Source organism: Xanthomonas sp. 60 (assembly GCF_011761925.1).
Genome location: NZ_JAASQW010000001.1, coordinates 561,108 through 579,298, shown reverse-complemented (window position 1 = coordinate 579,298; position 18,191 = coordinate 561,108). Strand labels below are relative to the sequence as shown.

11 protein-coding genes are annotated in these 18,191 nt (G+C 67.8%); 6 read left to right on the top strand and 5 right to left on the bottom strand.

Annotation, left to right across the window (positions count from 1 at the left end; all coding sequences use genetic code 11):
• Nucleotides 1-422: 422 nt before the first annotated feature.
• The gene (locus FHY09_RS02745) at nucleotides 423-2,969 is read left to right on the top strand and encodes a M13 family metallopeptidase (protein WP_166923874.1); all 2,547 of its coding nucleotides are present in this window, start codon (nucleotides 423-425) and stop codon (nucleotides 2,967-2,969) included.
• A gap of 45 nt (nucleotides 2,970-3,014) precedes the next feature.
• Here FHY09_RS02745 and clpB read toward each other — a convergent pair whose 3' ends face one another.
• On the bottom strand, nucleotides 3,015-5,600 hold the full coding sequence (gene clpB / locus FHY09_RS02740; protein WP_166923872.1) for an ATP-dependent chaperone ClpB: 2,586 nt from the start codon (nucleotides 5,598-5,600) through the stop codon (nucleotides 3,015-3,017).
• Between the two features lie 192 nt (nucleotides 5,601-5,792).
• On the opposite strand from clpB, the gene FHY09_RS02735 reads away from it, so the two are divergent.
• Nucleotides 5,793-6,503: a glutathione S-transferase gene (locus FHY09_RS02735; RefSeq protein WP_166923870.1), complete on the top strand. Its 711-nt coding sequence runs from the start codon at nucleotides 5,793-5,795 to the stop codon at nucleotides 6,501-6,503.
• Nucleotides 6,504-6,569: 66 nt separating this feature from the next.
• Here FHY09_RS02735 and FHY09_RS02730 read toward each other — a convergent pair whose 3' ends face one another.
• The 4 genes from FHY09_RS02730 to FHY09_RS02715 form a co-directional block, all read right to left on the bottom strand.
• A complete protein-coding gene (locus FHY09_RS02730) occupies nucleotides 6,570-8,177 on the bottom strand; it encodes a hypothetical protein (RefSeq protein ID WP_166923868.1) in 1,608 nt (535 codons plus the stop codon).
• Between the two features lie 111 nt (nucleotides 8,178-8,288).
• Nucleotides 8,289-10,007, bottom strand: a complete 1,719-nt coding sequence (locus tag FHY09_RS02725; RefSeq protein WP_166923866.1) for a thiamine pyrophosphate-dependent enzyme — start codon at nucleotides 10,005-10,007, stop codon at nucleotides 8,289-8,291.
• A 75-nt stretch (nucleotides 10,008-10,082) separates the two neighbouring features.
• Complete coding sequence (locus FHY09_RS02720; protein ID WP_456362683.1) at nucleotides 10,083-10,979, bottom strand: SH3 domain-containing protein; 897 nt, start codon at nucleotides 10,977-10,979, stop codon at nucleotides 10,083-10,085.
• Nucleotides 10,946-11,428 (bottom strand): DUF3574 domain-containing protein, encoded by a 483-nt coding sequence (locus tag FHY09_RS02715; protein ID WP_166923864.1) that lies wholly within the window; start codon nucleotides 11,426-11,428, stop codon nucleotides 10,946-10,948. Before FHY09_RS02715 ends, FHY09_RS02720 begins: the two co-directional genes overlap by 34 nt.
• A 270-nt stretch (nucleotides 11,429-11,698) precedes the next feature.
• Here FHY09_RS02715 and FHY09_RS02710 point away from each other — a divergent pair, with 270 nt between their 5' ends.
• The 4 genes from FHY09_RS02710 (at nucleotide 11,699) to otsA (ending at nucleotide 18,178) form a co-directional block, all read left to right on the top strand.
• The gene (locus FHY09_RS02710; protein ID WP_166923862.1) at nucleotides 11,699-14,134 is read left to right on the top strand and encodes a TonB-dependent receptor; all 2,436 of its coding nucleotides are present in this window, start codon (nucleotides 11,699-11,701) and stop codon (nucleotides 14,132-14,134) included.
• Between the two features lie 107 nt (nucleotides 14,135-14,241).
• Complete coding sequence (otsB, locus tag FHY09_RS02705; RefSeq protein ID WP_166923859.1) at nucleotides 14,242-15,000, top strand: trehalose-phosphatase; 759 nt, start codon at nucleotides 14,242-14,244, stop codon at nucleotides 14,998-15,000.
• 35 nt (nucleotides 15,001-15,035) lie between these two features.
• Nucleotides 15,036-16,817 (top strand): glycoside hydrolase family 15 protein, encoded by a 1,782-nt coding sequence (locus tag FHY09_RS02700; protein ID WP_166923857.1) that lies wholly within the window; start codon nucleotides 15,036-15,038, stop codon nucleotides 16,815-16,817.
• Nucleotides 16,814-18,178 carry an alpha,alpha-trehalose-phosphate synthase (UDP-forming) gene (gene otsA / locus FHY09_RS02695; protein WP_166923855.1) on the top strand — a complete coding sequence of 455 codons (1,365 nt, stop codon included), beginning with the start codon at nucleotides 16,814-16,816 and terminating at the stop codon, nucleotides 18,176-18,178. The genes FHY09_RS02700 and otsA overlap by 4 nt, the downstream gene beginning before the upstream one ends.
• Nucleotides 18,179-18,191: the final 13 nt, after the last annotated feature.

Here is an 18,191-nt window from a genome sequence, read left to right as displayed (position 1 = left end):
CCCTTACCGCATACGTCTTGGTGATAGTAAATGAACGGCCTTGGAAGGTATCGATCAAGTTCATCTACTGCGAGTTCACACCATGCCCATCGACTCCCTGCAGCGCCGCGAGCGCGTTGATGCCCATCGCCGCTTCCCTGCGGCAATGGTCGCACCCTGTGCAAGCCGTGGGCGGCAGGATGCTTTGTACTGCGGCCCACGCGGCGGCCATCAAGCATGGGCGGCAGGCTCGCCGCCCGCTATCCGTTGATCGCGACACAGATCGCCGGCGCGCCGAATCCCCTCAGCCCGCGCGAGGGGTCCGTCCGACGCGCGGGCAAACGTCGTTGCCGCACGCATCAACCCTGCAGGCGCCGGAGCGTTCAGCTTGACGACCACGCGCCCTGCCCCTCCCCCGCCTCGACAGCCTCCAGGAGCTGCCCATGCCCGCCGTCAACGAATCACTCAATGCCACGCTGGGCATGCACCAGCACCGATGCCGGGGGCAGGACGCACGCTCCCGGCTGGCCCGCAACGTAGAACGCTTCGGCCCGCAACGGCGCCCCTTCGATCTGCGCAGTATCCGCAACCAGTTGATCTTCCTGCTTGCAGTCTCCTCGGGCTTCCGCTCTGCACCGACGACGCCACCGCTGCGGCTGCCGGCCGCGGCGCCACGCGCCCCGCTCGGGTCGCCGCCGCAAGCGCCCCAAGGGCTCCTGCCAGTCGCGCAGGCCTTGGAGTCCATCCCCATGGCGGATCCGGCTGACGGTGCGCCCCTGGTGCAGACGCCCGTGCTTGTCCAGGTCACCAACGCACTGGCTGACACGGCGGCCGCGACCTGCACCGTCTCGCCGCGTCGCTGCGGCACCGCGCTGTTGATGGGTGCCTGCAGCATGGCGCTCGGCGCAATCGGGGGGTGGGCTGCCGCCTCAGCCTCCAACGCCGCCGGTGCCCCGGCCCCCGGTGCACCATGCGACCCGCCCCCGCACCCGGGGCCAACGTCGGCCCGCACGACCTACCACCTCGTTGGCGATGCGTTGCCCCCTGCCGTGCGGTTCGACGCAGCGCAGCGTGACAGCGCCGTTTCGCCCTGCGACTCCCTCGGTGCCCACGTCAACGGGCGCTGGGAAGCGGCCATGGCCCTGGCCCCCAGCCGCAGCCGCCTGGGCACCTTCGAACACCTCCGCGACCGTTCGCTGCTGGTCCGCCTGCAACTGATCGAGCAGATCGCCGCACAACCGCTGCCGACGGCCGGGGAACGGCTGGTGGCCGATCTATGGGTGGGTGGCATGGATGAGGCCCGGATCGAAGCCGCCGGACGTACACCCATACAGCCCACGCTGGACGCGATCGACGCACTGGAGGACAACGCGGCCCTGTTCGGCTGGCTGACCGAGGCCACGCTGCGCGCGCGCAATCCGCTGTTCGAGTTCACCGTGCAACCGGATCAGGCCGATCCCTCGCGTCACACGGCCTACCTTGCGCAGGGCGGCCTGGGCCTGCCGGACAGCGCGTGGTACACCGACCCGGCGCATGCCCCGACAGTAGCCGCCTATCGCACGCACATCGCGCGCATGCTGACCTTGACCGGCCTGCCGCACGAGGAAGCCGTTGCCCGGGCCGCCACGGTGTTCGCCCTGGAGCAGGACCTGGCAGCGGCTTCGGTGCCTTTCCACGAACTGGCCGTCGACGATTCCGTCTACCACAACCTGGTCGATGCTGACGAGGCCGCGTCCGTGACGCCGCACATGCCGTGGGCTACGTTCTTCGCCGCGCACGGACAGCCCGCACCGGCACGGTTCTCTCTTGGCATGCCCGGGTTCTTCCAACGCGTGGACGCCCTGCTGCAGACCGTGCCGCTGCGCACCTGGAAGGACTACCTGCGGTTCCACGCCGTTGACCGGGCCGCCCCCGCGCTGTCGAGTGCCTACGCAGACGCGCACGCAGCCTTTCACGACCGGGTCCTGAAAGGCCGCAGCGGCGAGGTGCCACGCTGGGCACGCGTGCTGGACATGATCGAGCGCAGCGCAGGCGAAGCACTGGGTCCGGGCTACGTGGCGCTGGTCCATCCGCCGGAAACCGCCGCCGCCGCCAGGGCACTCATCCAGACACTGAGGGCGGCCCTGGACCGGCGGCTCGCCGATTCGGCGTTCATGGGACCCGAGGCCCGTGCGCAGGCGCGCCTGAAGGCCTCCCGCATGCGCATCGAGGTCGGCCAGCCGTCTACCTGGCACTCATGGGAGGGAGTGGACAGCACCCGCGAGGACTTCTCAGCCAGCCTGCAGGCGGCCGATGCCCATGTCCACCGACGCAACATCCAGCAGTTGCAGACACCGGTGACGACCGGGAGCTGGCGGATGACCCCGCAGACGGTCGATGCCTACCACGACATGTTGCAGAACCATATCGTCCTGCCTGCGGCGCTGCTGCAGCCGCCGTTGTTCGACCCGGAAGCCGACGCGGCGCTCAACTACGCCGGACTGGGCGTGATCCTCGGCCATGAAATGGCCCATGCTTTTGATGCCATGGGCAACCACATCGACGCCGACGGTGTGCAGCGCGACTGGCTGCCGCCCACGGATCGTGCCCGGTTTGACGCGCTGGCCTCGCGCCTTATCGAACAGTTCGACGCCTTCACCATCGGCGGCCACCGCATCGATGGTGCGTTGACACTGGACGAGAACCTCGCCGATCTGGGTGGCCTCGGCATCGCCCTGGAGGCGATGCGGCAGGCCACGGCCGGCACGCCTGATCCGATGATTGACGGCATGACGCGGGAACAGCGGTTTTTCGCCAATTTCGCTTTCACCTGGCGGTCGGTCAGCACCCCGGAGCGGCTTGTCCTCGAGTTGGCAACCAATACGCACGTTCCCGGACGGGTGCGTGCCGATGGCGCACCGTCGAACCTGCCGGACTACGCGCAGGCCTTCAACTGCACCGAAGGTCAGCCGATGGCACGCAGCCCCGCAGACCGCGTCGCCTTTCCCTGAGCCCAGGCCGGCGGGGGCTGGCCCCCGCCGGTCCGCAGGCGCTGCTCAGCCCCGGGCGAAGACGAGCTGGTTGGCGGCGGCCTCCACCTTCACCGTGTCGCCGCTGACGAATTCGCCGGCGAGGATGCGCTGGGCCAGGGGATTCTCCAGCTGCGCCTGGATCGCACGCTTCAACGGCCGCGCACCATAGATGGGATCGAAACCCACGCTGCCGAGCTGGTCGAGCGCCGCATCGGACACCTGCAGGCGCAGGCCGCGCTCGGCCAGGCGCTTCTCCAGCCCACGCATCTGGATGCGCGCGATCTGCTTGATCTGCGCCTTGTCCAGCGGGTGGAACACCACGATGTCGTCCAGCCGGTTGATGAACTCCGGGCGGAAGTGCGCCTGCACCACGCCCATCACCGCCGATTTCATCTGCAGGTAGGCTTCCGGCGAGCCGTCGCCACTCATGTCCTGGATCTGGTGTGAGCCCAGGTTGGAGGTCATCACGATGACGGTGTTGCGGAAGTCCACCGTGCGGCCCTGGCCATCGGTCAGGCGTCCATCGTCGAGTACCTGCAACAGGATGTTGAACACATCCGGATGCGCCTTTTCCACCTCGTCCAGCAGGATGATGGAATACGGCCGACGGCGCACGGCTTCGGTCAGGTAACCGCCCTCTTCATAGCCCACGTAGCCCGGAGGCGCCCCGACCAGGCGCGCCACGCTGTGCTTTTCCATGAACTCGCTCATGTCGATGCGGATCATGGCATCGGTGCTGTCGAACAGGAACTCGGCCAGCGCCTTGCACAGCTCGGTCTTGCCCACGCCGGTCGGCCCAAGGAACAGGAACGAGCCACTGGGACGGTCAGGGTCGGACAGGCCCGCGCGCGAGCGACGCACGGCATCGGAAACGGTCTTGATCGCCTCGTCCTGGCCGACCACGCGCTCGTGCAGTTCCGATTCCATGCGCAGCAGCTTCTCGCGCTCGCCTTCCAGCATGCGGTTGACCGGTATACCGGTCCAGCGCGAAACCACCTCGGCGATTTCCTCGGCGGTCACCCGGTCCTGTACCAGCTTGAAGTCGGTGGTCTCCGCCTCCTGCGCCAGCGCCAGCTGCTTTTCCAGCTGCGGCAGCTGGCCGTACTGGATCTCGCTCATGCGGCCGAAATCCTGCTTGCGCTGCGCCGCTTCAAGCTCCAGCCGGGCCTGCTCGATCTGCTCCTTGATCCGCGTCGCGCCCTGCAACGCGGCCTTCTCCGATTTCCAGATCTCGTTGAGGTCGGAGAACTCGCGCTCGAGCCCGTCGATGTCGGTTTCCAGATCGGCCAGGCGCTGCCTGGATGCCTCATCCTTCTCCTTCTTCAGCATCTCGCGCTGGATCTTGAGCTGGATCAGGCGCCGTTCCAGGCGATCCAGTTCCTCCGGCTTGGAGTCGATCTCCATGCGGATCCGCGAGGCGGCCTCGTCCATCAGGTCGATGGCCTTGTCAGGCAGCTGGCGGTCGGCGATGTAACGGTGGGACAGCGTCGCGGCGGCCACGATGGCCGGATCGGTGATCTCCACGCCATGGTGCACCGCGTACTTTTCCTTGAGCCCACGCAGGATGGCGATGGTGTCTTCCACGCTCGGCTCGCCCACCAGCACTTTCTGGAAGCGGCGTTCCAGCGCGGCGTCCTTCTCGATGTACTTGCGGTACTCATCCAACGTGGTGGCACCCACGCAATGCAGCTCGCCGCGCGCCAGCGCCGGCTTGAGCATGTTGCCGGCGTCCATCGCCCCGTCTGCCTTGCCGGCGCCGACCATCGTGTGCAGCTCGTCGATGAACAGGATCACCTGCCCGGCACTCTTGGAGAGGTCGTTGAGCACGCCTTTCAGGCGTTCCTCGAACTCACCGCGGAACTTCGCACCGGCGATCAGCGCACCCATGTCCAGCGACAGCACGCGCTTGCCACGCAGTCCCTCGGGCACTTCGTCGTTGATGATGCGCTGAGCCAGGCCTTCGACGATCGCGGTCTTGCCCACGCCCGGCTCACCGATCAGTACCGGGTTGTTCTTGGTACGCCGCTGCAGGACCTGGATGGTGCGGCGGATCTCCTCGTCGCGCCCGATCACCGGATCCAGCTTGCCGCTCTCCGCGCGCGCGGTGAGATCGATGGTGTACTTCTCCAGCGCCTGGCGCTGCTCCTCGGCGCTCTCGGACTGCACGCTTTCGCCACCGCGCAGGTTGTCGATCGCGGTCTTCAGGCGCGCGGTGTCGGCGCCCGCCGCGCGCAGCGCCATGCCCAGGCCGCCGCCATCCTCCACGGCCGCCAGCACGAACCATTCGCTGGCGATGAAGGCATCGCCATGCTGCTGCGCCAGTTTGTCGGTGTGGTTGAGCAGGCGGTTGAGATCGTTGCCGATGGACAGGTTGCCGGCCTGCCCGGAAACCTTCGGCAACGAGGCGAGCAGGTCATCCAGGCGCTCGCGCAGCACGGTCACGTTGACGCCGGCCTGTGACAGCAGCGGCCGGGTGCTGCCACCGGTCTGGTCGAACAGCGCGCTGAACACGTGCACGGGTTCGACAATGGAATTGTCGCGCCCCACCGCCAACGACTGCGCGTCGGCCAGGGCCTGCTGGAAGCGTGAAGTGAGCTTGTCCATCCGCATGTCAGTTCCTCCGATCAGAGAAGCCGGCCGCGCCGGCACTCTCCGGAGATGTGGCTGGCACGGTCGGTTTCAAGGCCGCCCGGCGTGGCCAGGGCCGTCCCGCGTGCCGACCACATTGCGTGCAGGCCACGCTCACCCTGCGCTTTTCCTCTCTTGGTGATACTGGCGCCCACCCACGCGCACGAGGTCCCCATGCACTACGAGCTCTACTACTGGACAGGCCTCCAGGGCCGCGGCGAATTCGTACGGCTGGCGCTGGAAGACGCCGGCGCGGGCTATACGGATATGGCCCGTGTACACGGCGACGCGGTCATGGACCCCTTCCTGGCCGGGACCGGAGAAGGCGGCCGGCCTTTCGCTCCGCCGTTCCTGAAGGCCGGGCGCCAGGTCGTCGGCCAGGTCGCGGCGATCCTGGATTTCCTCGGCCCCACCCTGGACCTGGTTCCCCATGCGGCCTCACGCCGGATCCAGGCCCTGCAACTGCAGCTCACCATTGCCGATCTGGTCGCCGAGGTGCACGACACCCACCATCCCATCGCCACCTCGGCGTACTACGAAGACCAGAAGGACGCCGCACTGGCCCGGGCACGGACCCTGCGCAGCGAGCGGCTGCCCAAGTTCCTCGGCTACTTCGAAGCGCTGGTGAAGGACAACGGCGGCCGGCATGCGCTGCGCGAGCATTCCTACGTCGACCTGTCGCTGTTCCAGTTGCTGGCCGGCCTGGACTACATGTTCCCGCAGCGCATGCAGGCGCTGTGGCCACAGCTGCCCCTGCTGCAGGCGCTGAAAGAACGCGTACAGGCCCGTCCACGCGTGGCCGCTTACCTGGCCTCCGAGCGCCGCCTGGCTTTCAACCGCAACGGTATTTTTCGCCATTATCCCGAGCTGGACGGGCCAGCATGAGCACCGCCGCGCAGATGGCCTGCAGGATCGGAGGGGCCGCAGGGGGCGCCCCCGTCACGGCCCCGCTCAGGGGCGCTGTTGCTCGGCTGGGGCCACCGGCTGCTTCTGCAGCGAAAGCAGGCCCAGCAGTGCCGCCAGCGCGACATACGCGCCTGCGAACTGCCAGCTGATGATGCGCGCCAGTCCGTCCAGGTGCCACGGCAGGTAGATGCCGCCGCGCGGATCGACCGAGTGGATCAGGCCGAACAGGGTCAGGCCCGCGGCGATCAGCAGCACGCCGCTGGCCCGCCGCAGCCGTCCGTCCACCATGGCCACCACCGCGGCGATCCACAGCATGGACGTGATGATGAACCCGTTGCCCAGGGTGAAGATCACCGCCAGCTCCGGCAGGCCATGCGCATCCACCCGGGTCAGCATCGCGGCCAGCTGTTCCGGCGGAATCCAGCCCGGTGCCTTGATCGCCAGCAGGTAGGCCGCCGAGGGCAGGAAGCCGAGCACCATGGCCCCGGCATGCTGGCGCGGCGTAGCCTGGAAGGCCTGCGTGGTGATATCGATGGCCACGTAGACGATGATCGGGGCAAGCACGGCCAGCGGCAGCCACTGCACCAGGCCGGAAATCACGCCGAGCATGCCGCCGATCCCCACGAACAGGCCGGTCAGCAGGGTGTAGCCGCTGCGCGCGCCCATGTGCTTGTAGGCGGGCTGTCCGATGTACGGCGTGGTCTGCGCGACGCCACCACAGACGCCGGCCACCAGCGTGGCCACGGCTTCCACCAGCAGGATGTCGCGGGTCCGGAAGTCATCACCGGCGGCACGCGCGCTCTCGGAGACATTGATGCCACCGACCACCATCAGCAGGCCGAAGGGCAGCAGCAGCGGCAGGTAGGTCACCGCTGTCGGCAGGCCGTCGAGGAAGCCGAGCGTAGGCAGTGGCAGCACGATCTGCGGGGGGGTCCAGCTCGGCACCTGGAAACCCGGTGCGCCCAGGCCCGCCAGCCCCAGCCCGTAGTACAGCAGCGTGCCGAACACAAAGGCGAGCATCACCCCCGGTCCGCGGATCGGCAGCCGGCCCTTGGCCAGCAGCACGTACAGCAGCAGCCCGAGGGTGACGAAGCCGACCAGCGGCGAACGCAGCGTTTCCAGCAGCGGCAACAGCCCCATCAGCACCAGTGCGATGCCGGCGATGGACCCCAGCAGGGAGGCGCGCGGCAGCGCGCGGGTGACCGCTTCACCGAAGAAGGAAAGCACCAGCTTGAGCACGCCCATGACCACCAGCGAGGCCATGCCCAGCTGCCAGGTGGCGATCGCCGCGGCCTGCGGGTCCAGCCCCTGCTGCTTGAAGGCCACGAAGGCCGGGCCCAGCACCAGCAGCGCCATGCCGATGCTGGTGGGTGCATCCAGTCCCAGCGGCATGGCAGTGACATCGTCGCGGCCGGTGCGTGCGGCCAGCCGCCGCGCCATCACTGTGTACAGCACGTTCCCGACCAGCACGCCCAGCGCGGTGCCGGGGAACATGCGGGTGAACACCACCTCGGCGGGAAACTGGAACATGCCGATCAGCGCCATGGCGATGAAACCGAGGATCGACAGGTTGTCGACCACCAGGCCGAAGAAACCATTGAAATCGCCGGCGACGAACCAGCGCCGCGGAGCGGCAGATGCAGGAGCGGACATGGGAGCGGGCAGAAACGGTGGGGACGCCGATGGTAGGCCCAGCGAACGCCCCGCGCCAATGATGGTTGGTCCTGAAACCGCTGCGGGCCGACGTCAACGGCCCTCGCCCGCTCAGCGTTTGAGGAAGTTGTCGGTCAGCAGGTCCTTGACGTCACCGATGCGCCCGGCGAGCACGGCCTTGGCCATGTAGCGCGCGGTGCCGGCCACCTGCCCGGCCTGCACCTGCGGCGGCATCACCAGCTCGGTCGGCGTGGTGTGCACATCCAGCAGTGCCGGGCCCGGCTGCGCCAGCAGCTCCTGAACGGCTGCGGCGAGGTCCTCGCTGCGGGTCACGGTGCGGCCGTGGAAGCCGATGACTTCGGCGAGACGCCCGAAATCCGGGTTCTTCAGCGCCGTGTAGTTGTCCAGCAGGCCACCCACCTTCTGTTCCAGCTCGACGAAATTCAGCGAGCCGTTGTTGAACACCACGATCTTGATCGGCAGGTTTTCCTGCACCGCGGTCAACAGATCGCCCATCAGCATGGTCAGTCCGCCGTCGCCGCACAGCGCCACCACCTGGCGCGTCGGGAAGGCTTTCTGGAGGCCCAGCGCCTGCGGCATCGCATTGGCCATCGTGCCGTGCAGCAGGCTCGTCAGCGTGCGACGGCGGCCATTGACGTGGATGTGGCGCAGCACCCAGACCATCGGCGAGCCACAGTCGGCGGTGAACAGCGCATCGTCGGCCGCATGCTGGTCCAGCAGCGCGGTCAGGTGCTGGGGGTGGATCAGGTCCCCTTCGCCCGGCTGCTCTTCCTCGGCACGTCGCGCCAGCGCTTTCTCGCGATGTTCGGCACATTCCTCCAGGAAACTGCGGTCCTCGCGCGGCGGCAGCATCGGCAGCAACGCCTCCAGGGTGGGGCCGATATCGCCCACCACGCCCAGCTGGACCGGGTGCCGGCGTCCCAGGTGGCTGCCATCGCGGTCCACCTGGATGATCGTGGCCTTGTCCGGGTAGTACTGGCCCCAGGCAAAGTCGGCGCCGAGCAGGAGCAGCGTGTCGCAGGTCATCACGGTGTGGAACCCGGACTCCACCCCGAAGATGCCGGTCATGCCCATGTTGAAAGGGTTGTTGGGTTCAACGAAGTCCTTGGCACGCGAGGTGTGTGCAACCGGTGCCTGCAGGCGCTGCGCCAGTTCGACCAGCGCAGCCTCCGCCCCCTGGCAGCCAGCGCCTGCGTAGATGCCGATGCGCTTGCCCTGGCCGAGCAGCTCGGCGATCCGTTCCAGTTCGACGTCGGCCGGCCGCAGGACCGGCTGCGTGCGGTGCACCGCGAACGGCGGGTCATGCTTGACCACCTGCTCGCTGATGTCCGCAGGCAGGATCACCACGGCCACGCCGCGGCGGCTGAGCGCGGCCTGGCAGGCCAGCGTCACCACCCGGCGTGCGTGCTCGGCGCTGTAGACCTGCTCGCAGAACACCGTGCAGCCTGCGTATACCGCCTTGAAATCGACTTCCTGCGGAAACTCCATGCCCAGTTCGGCGGTCACCACCTGGCTGGCGATCAAGACCATGGGCGCACGGTTGCGGTTGGCCTCGAACACGCCGTTGATGAAATGCAGGCTGCCCGGTCCGCACGAGCCCGCGCAGGCGGTGAGCTCGCCGCTGATCAGCGCATCAGCGCCGGCGGCGAAGGCTGCCACCTCCTCGTGGCGCACGTGCACCCAGTCGATGTCGCTTTCGTGGATCGCATTGGTGACATGGTTGAGGGTGTCCCCGACGATGCCGTAGCACCGTCGCACCCCCGCCTGCTGCAGGGTGTCCACAACGATGTCGGCGACGCGCTTGCTCATGACAGGAGATCCTGGTGCGGGAGAAGGCCAGAGCCTAGACCCGCCCAGGTGACACCGCCGTGGGCATGGCACCGGTTACGGCAAAGTCACCTCGATCCACCCCAGTACGGGTCCGCGGCGCGGGTTCTGGTAGCGCACCTGCAGCCAGCCGTCGCGTTCATCCAGCACGGCCACCTCATCACCGGCCACCAGATACCGGCGCGTGCGGGTGTCACCGGGCGCTGCATGCAGCGGCAGGCGTGCCGGGACCACCTGGGCGCGCAGCGGCACCAGCGGCGCACCGCTCACCGGCACGTCCAGGCCCGGGCCCAGCGCGCTTTCAAGCACGTCGCCGTTGGCCGCATAGGTCGACCACACCGCCAACGGCCCGGAATCCCCGTCGGGGTGCGCGATGGCAAGCACCTGCGCCAGCGCCTGCGGATCCAGCATGAGCACGTGCTCGGCGCGGTACAGGTACGGTCGTCCTCCGCTTACCCGGTAGACGTCGGTGTACCACATCGGCCCGCTGCGGCAGGCGCTGGCGAGGCTGCGCGTGGTTACGTCCACGGCCAGCGACCAGAACCCCTCGCAGTTCGCGTGCGGGCTGGACGGCGCCGGCCACGCCGCGAAGGCCGCGGTGGCCGGATCGAACCGATGGACGGTGACCACTTCGTTGACCTGGCCGACGCTGGCGCGCGCCACGAGCTCGGGCACGCCGTCGAAATCGACGTCTTCGGCAGACAGGCGCGGGACACTCTCATCGGCATCGGTGGGCCCCGCCAGCCACTGGGCCGGCCCGGCCGCGCCGCGCTGCACCTCGATGCCTCCACCGGCGGTGGAACGCGCCCGTATGACCGTTCCGGGGACCACCTCGAACCGCAGTCCGCTGCCATCCTGTGCCTGTACGCTGCCGCTGCACAGCGTGGCGGCGATCAGCAGCGCCGGACCCCGCCGCAGGCTCAGAACGACACCTCGACCGCCTGCTTCGACCACAGCACGGACTGATGCTTCGTCGCCGTTTTCCAGGCCAGGCGGATGGCTTCGATGTCCGCACGGCGCTGCGGGGTGTCCTCATGCAGTACCACCAGCACCTTGGTGCGCAGGCGGTTCGGTGCGGGGTCGCCACGGAACAGCCACTGGCCATAAGCGTCAAATACCGTGAGGCCATCCGGGAATCGTGGCGTCACTTCCTTGTCCAGGAACGCGCGCCACTGCGCATCGGTGACGGGATCGGCCTGCAGGCGTGTGCCGGCGCCCTGCTCCTCGCCCACGCCGAAATACAGCTCGCTGCGTACCCAGCCGCCAGCGGTGGCTGGACGCGCAGCATCGCCCTGCATCGCCGCCGTCGTGGCGGCGGTGTACGCGCTGGGCGCGTTGGAGGACAGGCTGGCGCAGCCGCTGGTGGCCAGCAGGAGCGCGAAAACAAGTGCGGAACATTTCATCGATGGCGATCTCTTCGGCGGCCGGAGTCTCCGGCGGTGGGGCGCCCGGCGCACCGGGCAGGACAGTGTAGTGCGGCCGTCCGGCATGGAAGCCGGCCGTTGCAGCGGTAACTGATGACATGACAGCGCGTCATGTGCTGATGCCAATCCGGAGATCGGACTTGCATGCCAGGTGACCTCACGCCAAGATAATATATCGCTCCATCCGGATGGATGTAAGCGAAGTCACTTATCCCCTTCCCCACGTTGCAACGCTGGAGTTTTTTCCCCATGCCCCACCGTCCGTCCCCATCGCTGCTCGGCCTTGCCATCGTGCTTGCGCTCGCCCCGGCGCTGGCCAGCGCCCAGGCGCAGAGTGCGACCAATCTCGATACGGTGATCGTCACCGGCACGCGGGCCTCGGACCGCACGGTGCTGGAGTCCACGTCACCGGTGGACGTCCTGACGGCCGAGGACATCCGCAAGGCCGGCGTGGTCAACGGCGAGCTCGGCAGCGCGCTGCAGGCCCTGCTGCCCTCCTTCAACTTCCCGCGCCAGTCCAACTCCGGCGGCGCCGACCACGTCCGTGCGGCGCAGATCCGTGGCCTGTCCCCGGACCAGGTGCTGGTGCTGGTGAACGGCAAGCGGCGCCACCACAGCGCTCTGGTGAACACCGGCAGCAAGATCGGCCGCGGCACCACGCCGGTGGATTTCAACGCCATCCCGGTCAGCGCCATCAAGCGCATCGAAGTGCTGCGCGATGGCGCCGGCGCGCTGTATGGCTCCGATGCGGTGGCCGGGGTGGTGAACGTGATCCTCGACAACGCGCCGGAGGGCGGCAGCCTGGAAGCAAGCTACGGCGCGCACCACACCGACCTCGAACCCATCGGGCGCACCCTGACCGACGGCCAGACCGGCAATTTCAGCGCCAGTGTCGGCACCGCGCTCAGCGACGAGGGCGGTTTCCTGCGCGTGGGCGTGGAATACAAGGAGCGCCGGGGCACCAACCGCGCCGGCTTCGACCAGATCCCGCCGTGGGACCAGACCCCGGGCAACCTTGCCCTGCAGGGCAAGCGCAACTATGTGCTCGGCGATGGCGCCAGCAAGGATCTCAATGGCTGGTTCAACGCCGAAGTCCCGTTCGGTGCAACCAGCACGCTGTATGCCTTCGGCACCTTCAACCAGCGCGACACCGAGGGCGCTAACTACTTCCGTTACCCGGACGGGGAAGCCAACTGGAGCGAGGTCTATCCGAACGGGTACCGGCCGGTCTCGCTCGGTGAAAACCGGGATGTGCAGGCCGTGGCCGGCGCGCGCGGCCAATGGGGGGAGTGGTCATACGATGGCAGCGTGGACTTCGGACAGAACGACTTCACCTACCGCCTGCGTGATTCGCTGAACGCCTCGCTGGGCCCCACCAGCCCGACGCGTTTCAAGACCGGCGATTACCGGTTCGCACAGACCGTGGGCAACCTGGATCTCTCGCGCGTGCTGCAGCAGTCCGAGAGCGTTTCGCACACGCTGGGCCTGGGCGCTGAAGTGCGCCATGAGACCTACGAAACCCGCCCGGGCGATCCGGCAAGTTATGCCGCCGGCCCGTTCACCGACCGTCCCACCGGCTCCCAGGCCGGCGGCGGCCTAACGCCGCAGGATGCGGCCGATCTGGCGCGCGATGTCACCAGCGCGTATGCCAGCCTTTCCAGCCAGTTCGGCGAACACTTCTCCACCGACCTGGCCGCACGCTACGAGCATGACGATGATTTTGGCGGGGAACTGACCGGCAAGCTCGGCCTGCGTTACGCGTTCACCCCGGCCTTCGCGCTGCGCGGCGCGGTGTCCAACAACTTCCGTGCGCCGTCGCTGGCGCAGATCGGCTACGAATCCACCTCCACCGGCTACAACGCCGCAGGCCAGCTGGTACAGGGCCGGCTGCTGTCGGTCAACAACCCCATCGCGCGCGGGCTCGGTGCGCAGGACCTGAAGCCGGAGAAATCGCTCAACACCAGCCTCGGTTTCACCAGCCGCATCGGCGAGAGCTTCGACGTCTCGCTGGACCTGTTCCAGATCGACATCGATGACCGCATCGCACTCTCGGAGAGCATCACCGGCGACGCACTGACCAACTTCGTTGCCGGGCAGTACGGCGTGGGCGGTCTGGAAAGCGCGAGCTTCTTCGTCAATGCAGCCGACACCCGCACCCGCGGCGCCGAGCTGGTGGCCAACTGGCGCCACGCCCTGGGTGATGGCCAGCTGCAGCTCACCGGCACCTGGGCCTATGCCAAGACCGAACTCAAGCGCGTGGTCGCCACGCCGTCGGAACTGCAGGCGCTGGACCCGGCCTACGTGCTGTTCGGCGTGGAGGAAAGCAACACGCTGACCGAGGCCACGCCGCGCACGCGCGCCCAGCTGGCCGCCACCTGGGCCAATGATCGCTGGTCGCTGACCAGCCGTGTCAGCCGCCATGGCAGTGCCAAGCGCATCTTCAATTTCGGCGGCGGTTTCGAGCCGGAGCAGACCTACCAGGCCGAGTGGCAGCTGGACGCGGAAGTGGAGTACCGGATCACGCCGCAGTGGAGCGTGGCCGTCGGCGGGCAGAACCTCACCGACAACTATCCGGACCTGTCCAACGAGGACATCTACTACTACGGCAACCTGCCGTATGACGTGCTCTCACCGATCGGCAGCAACGGCGCCTACTGGTACGGACGCGTGCGTTACACGTTCTGAGCCGCGCGGGGCCTGGCCCTGCCACACTCGACAGGGGCCGGGTACGCCGCGGCCCCTGTCTCCAGGCCATGACCGGATGCTCACATCGCCGCTGGCATCGTTCTGCCATGGCCAACGACCTTCCCCTGCGTCCGCCGCCACCGTTGCTGGATGATGCCTGTGCACTGTTCCTCGACGTTGATGGCACGCTGATCGAATTCGCCGACCACCCCACTGCGGTGCGTCTCCTCCCCGAAGTCCGCGAGGCCATTGGCCGCATCAGCGACCGTCTTGAAGGCGCTGTCGCGCTGGTCAGCGGACGCCCGCTGGAACAGCTCGATGCGCTGTTCGCACCGCTGCGGCTGCCTGCGGCGGGGCTGCACGGCCACCAGGTGCGTGATGCCGACGGCACGCTGCATGACAGCCGCGCCGACACCAGCACCAGCGAGTGGCTGCACGCCCTGCACAGCCAGGCCACGCGCTTCGCCCACGGCATTCCCGGCGTTCTGGTCGAAGACAAGGGCCCCGCGCTGGCCCTGCACTGGCGCAGTGCCCCCGAGGCCGGCGAAGACGTCCGCGCCTTCGCCGACCGCCATATCCGCGGGCATGCCCACTACCGCCTGCAGCCGGGCGACCACGTCGTCGAATTCGTCCCCGTGGGCACCGACAAGGGCCGGGCGGTGCGGCGGATGATGCAGTCCCTGCCGTTCCGTGGCCGCCTGCCGGTGTTCATCGGCGATGACCTGACCGACGAATTCGGTTTCGAGGCCGCCAACGCGCTGCACGGCTGGAGCACGCTGGTCGGTGAACGCGATCCCAGCGCTGCCGTGTTCCAGCTGCCGGACATACACAGCGTGCACGGCTGGCTGCGCGAAAATGCCTGGTAGCCGGCCGCCCCACGGCCGCGGAAGAGATAGTGCACATGCCCCAACCCGATCTTGATCTTGGCGTCGTCGGCAATGGCAGCTTCGGCGCCCTGATCGACCCGCAGGCCCGCGTGGTCTGGAGCTGCCTGCCGACCTTCGATGGCGATCCCACCTTCTGTGCCCTGCTCGGCCCAAACCAGCAGGAAGGCGGTGACTTCGGCATCGAGCTGGAGGATTTCGCCAGCAGCGAACAGGCCTACCTGCAGAACACCGCCGTGCTGCGCACGGTGCTCCATGACACGCATGGCGCTGCGGTTGAAATCATCGATTTCGCGCCCCGCTGGCGGCACAACGACCGTTTCTATCGTCCCGTCAGCCTCATCCGCCAGGTGCGCCCGATCGCCGGCAGCCCGCGCATCCGCGTGGTCGCGCGGCCGCTTGCGGACTGGGGCGAGCGCGTGCCGGAGTCCACCTGGGGCAGCAACCACGTGCGCTGGATGCTGCCCAACCACGTGCTGCGACTCACCACGGACATGCCGGTGCGCTTCGTGCGCGAGTCGCTGCCGTTGGTGCTCAACCATCCGGTGCACCTGATCCTGGGCGTGGATGAATCGCTTGACCGCTCCATCAGCGGCTACGTGCAGGACGCCCTGCAGCGCACCACCGACTATTGGCGCGAATGGGTCCGCTATCTGTCCATCCCGCTGGAATGGCAGGACGCGGTGATCCGCAGCGCGATCACGCTCAAGCTGTGCCAGTACGAGGACAGCGGCGCGATCATCGCCGCCATGACCACCTCCATTCCGGAGGCGCCGGGCAGCACGCGCAACTGGGATTACCGCTACTGCTGGCTGCGCGATGCCGCATTCGTGGTGCGTGCGCTCAATCGCCTCGGCGCCACCCGCAGCATGGAGCAGTTCCTCGGCTACATCTTCAATCTCGCCACCCATGACGGCACGTTGCAGCCGCTGTACGGCATCGGCTTCGAGGCCACGCTGGACGAGCACGAGGTGGCCTCGCTGTCCGGTTACCGTGGCATGGGCCCAGTGCGCCGTGGCAACCTGGCCTGGGTGCAGCGCCAGCACGATGTGTATGGCAGCGTGGTGCTGGCTTCCACGCAGCTGTTCTTCGACCGGCGCCTGCAGGATCCGGGCGATGCCCATGCGTTCGCGCGGCTGGAGCCGCTGGGCGAGCAGGCATTTGCACTGCACGATGTCCCCGATGCCGGGCTCTGGGAGTTCCGCGGGCGCACGGAAGTGCACACCTATACCAGCGCGATGTGCTGGGCCGCATGCGATCGGCTGTGCAAGATCGCCGTGCGTCTCAAGCGCAACGACCGCGCCCAGTACTGGCGCGAGCGCGCCGATACCATCCACGACCGCATCATGCGTGAGTCCTACAGCGAAGAACTCGGTTATTTCACCGACACCTTCGGCGGCCACCGCCTCGACGCCTCGCTGCTGCTGCTGGCCGACATCGGGTTCATCGAGGCCCGTGACCCGCGCTTCGTGGCCACCGTGGAGGCCATCGGCCGCGATCTGAAGCACGGTGATGCACTGTACCGCTACGTGGCGCCGGATGATTTCGGCGAGCCGGAAACCAGCTTCACCATCTGCACGTTCTGGTACATCGACGCGCTGGCGGCGATCGGCCGCATGGACGAAGCCCGCGAAATGTTTGAAGCACTGCTCTCGCGCCGCAACCACCTGGGCCTGCTGTCGGAGGACCTCGCCTTCGACAACGGCGAAGCGTGGGGCAACTTCCCGCAGACCTACTCGCACGTGGGCCTGATCACGGCGGCCATGCGCCTGTCGCGTTCCTGGCAGGAGGCGTCATGAGTCGCTTGGTCGTCGTCTCCAACCGTGTCGCCATCCCGGGCGACACACGCCCCGGCGGCTTGGCCGTGGGCCTGCTCGCAGCGCTCAAGGAGCGTGGCGGCGTCTGGTTCGGCTGGAGTGGCAAATCGGTCCGCGAAGACAGCGGCACACTGCACGAGCAGCAGGAAGGCGATATCCGCTACGTCACCATGGACCTGGCCAAGCGCGATGTGGATGGTTACTACAACGGCTTCGCCAACCGCACGCTGTGGCCGCTGCTGCACTTCCGCCTGGATCTGGTCGACTATGACCGCGGCACGCGCGAAATCTACCACCGCGTCAACGCACTGTTCGCCGACAAGCTCGCGCCGCTGCTGCGCGAAGACGATACGGTCTGGATCCACGATTACCATCTGATCCCGCTGGGTGCGCTGCTGCGCGAGCGCGGCATCGGGTGCCGCATCGGCTTCTTCCTGCACGTGCCGATGCCCTCGGCCGATCTGCTGCAGGCCATGCCCGACCACCTGCGGCTGTTCTCCTCGCTGTTCGCCTACGACCTGATCGGTTTCCAGACCCGGCGCGATGCCGACCGCTTCCAGACGTACCTGCGCCTGTACGGTGGGGGTCAGGTGCTGGCCGACGGGCAGCTGGAGGCGCCGGGCGGACGCCGTTTCCGCGCCGCCTCCTTCCCGATCGGCATCGATACCGAACGCATCGCCCAGCAGGCGCGTGCGGCCTCCAACAAGACCGCCGTGAAGGATCTGCGCGGCAGCCTGCGTGAGCGCAAGCTGGCCATCGGCGTGGACCGCCTGGATTACTCGAAGGGCCTGCCGGAGCGTTTCCAGGGCTTCGAACGGTATCTCGAGCGGCACCCGGACCAGCATGGCAGCCTGACCTACCTGCAGATCGCCCCGGTGTCGCGCGGCGATGTCTCCGAGTACCGCCAGCTGCGTGGCCAGCTTGAGCAGATTGCCGGGCATATCAACGGAGGCCATGCCGCACCGGACTGGACGCCGCTGCGCTACGTCAACCAGAACTTCACCCATTCCACCCTGACCGGCTTCTACCGCGCCGCCTCGGTGGGCCTGGTGACGCCGCTGCGCGATGGCATGAATCTGGTGGCCAAGGAATATGTGGCGTCGCAGGATCCGGACGATCCCGGCGTGCTGGTGCTGTCCCTGCTCGCCGGCGCGGCCGACGAACTGAAACAGGCCCTGCTGGTGAATCCGCATGATCTGGACGGTGTGGCCGATGCGATCGCCACGGCTTCGACCATGTCGCTCAAACGCCGCCAGGAGCGCTGGAACGCGATGATGGACCACCTGCGCCGCTACGACATCAACCACTGGCGCCAGAGTTTCCTGGAAGCACTGGAAGCCTGATACGCGCGGCCTG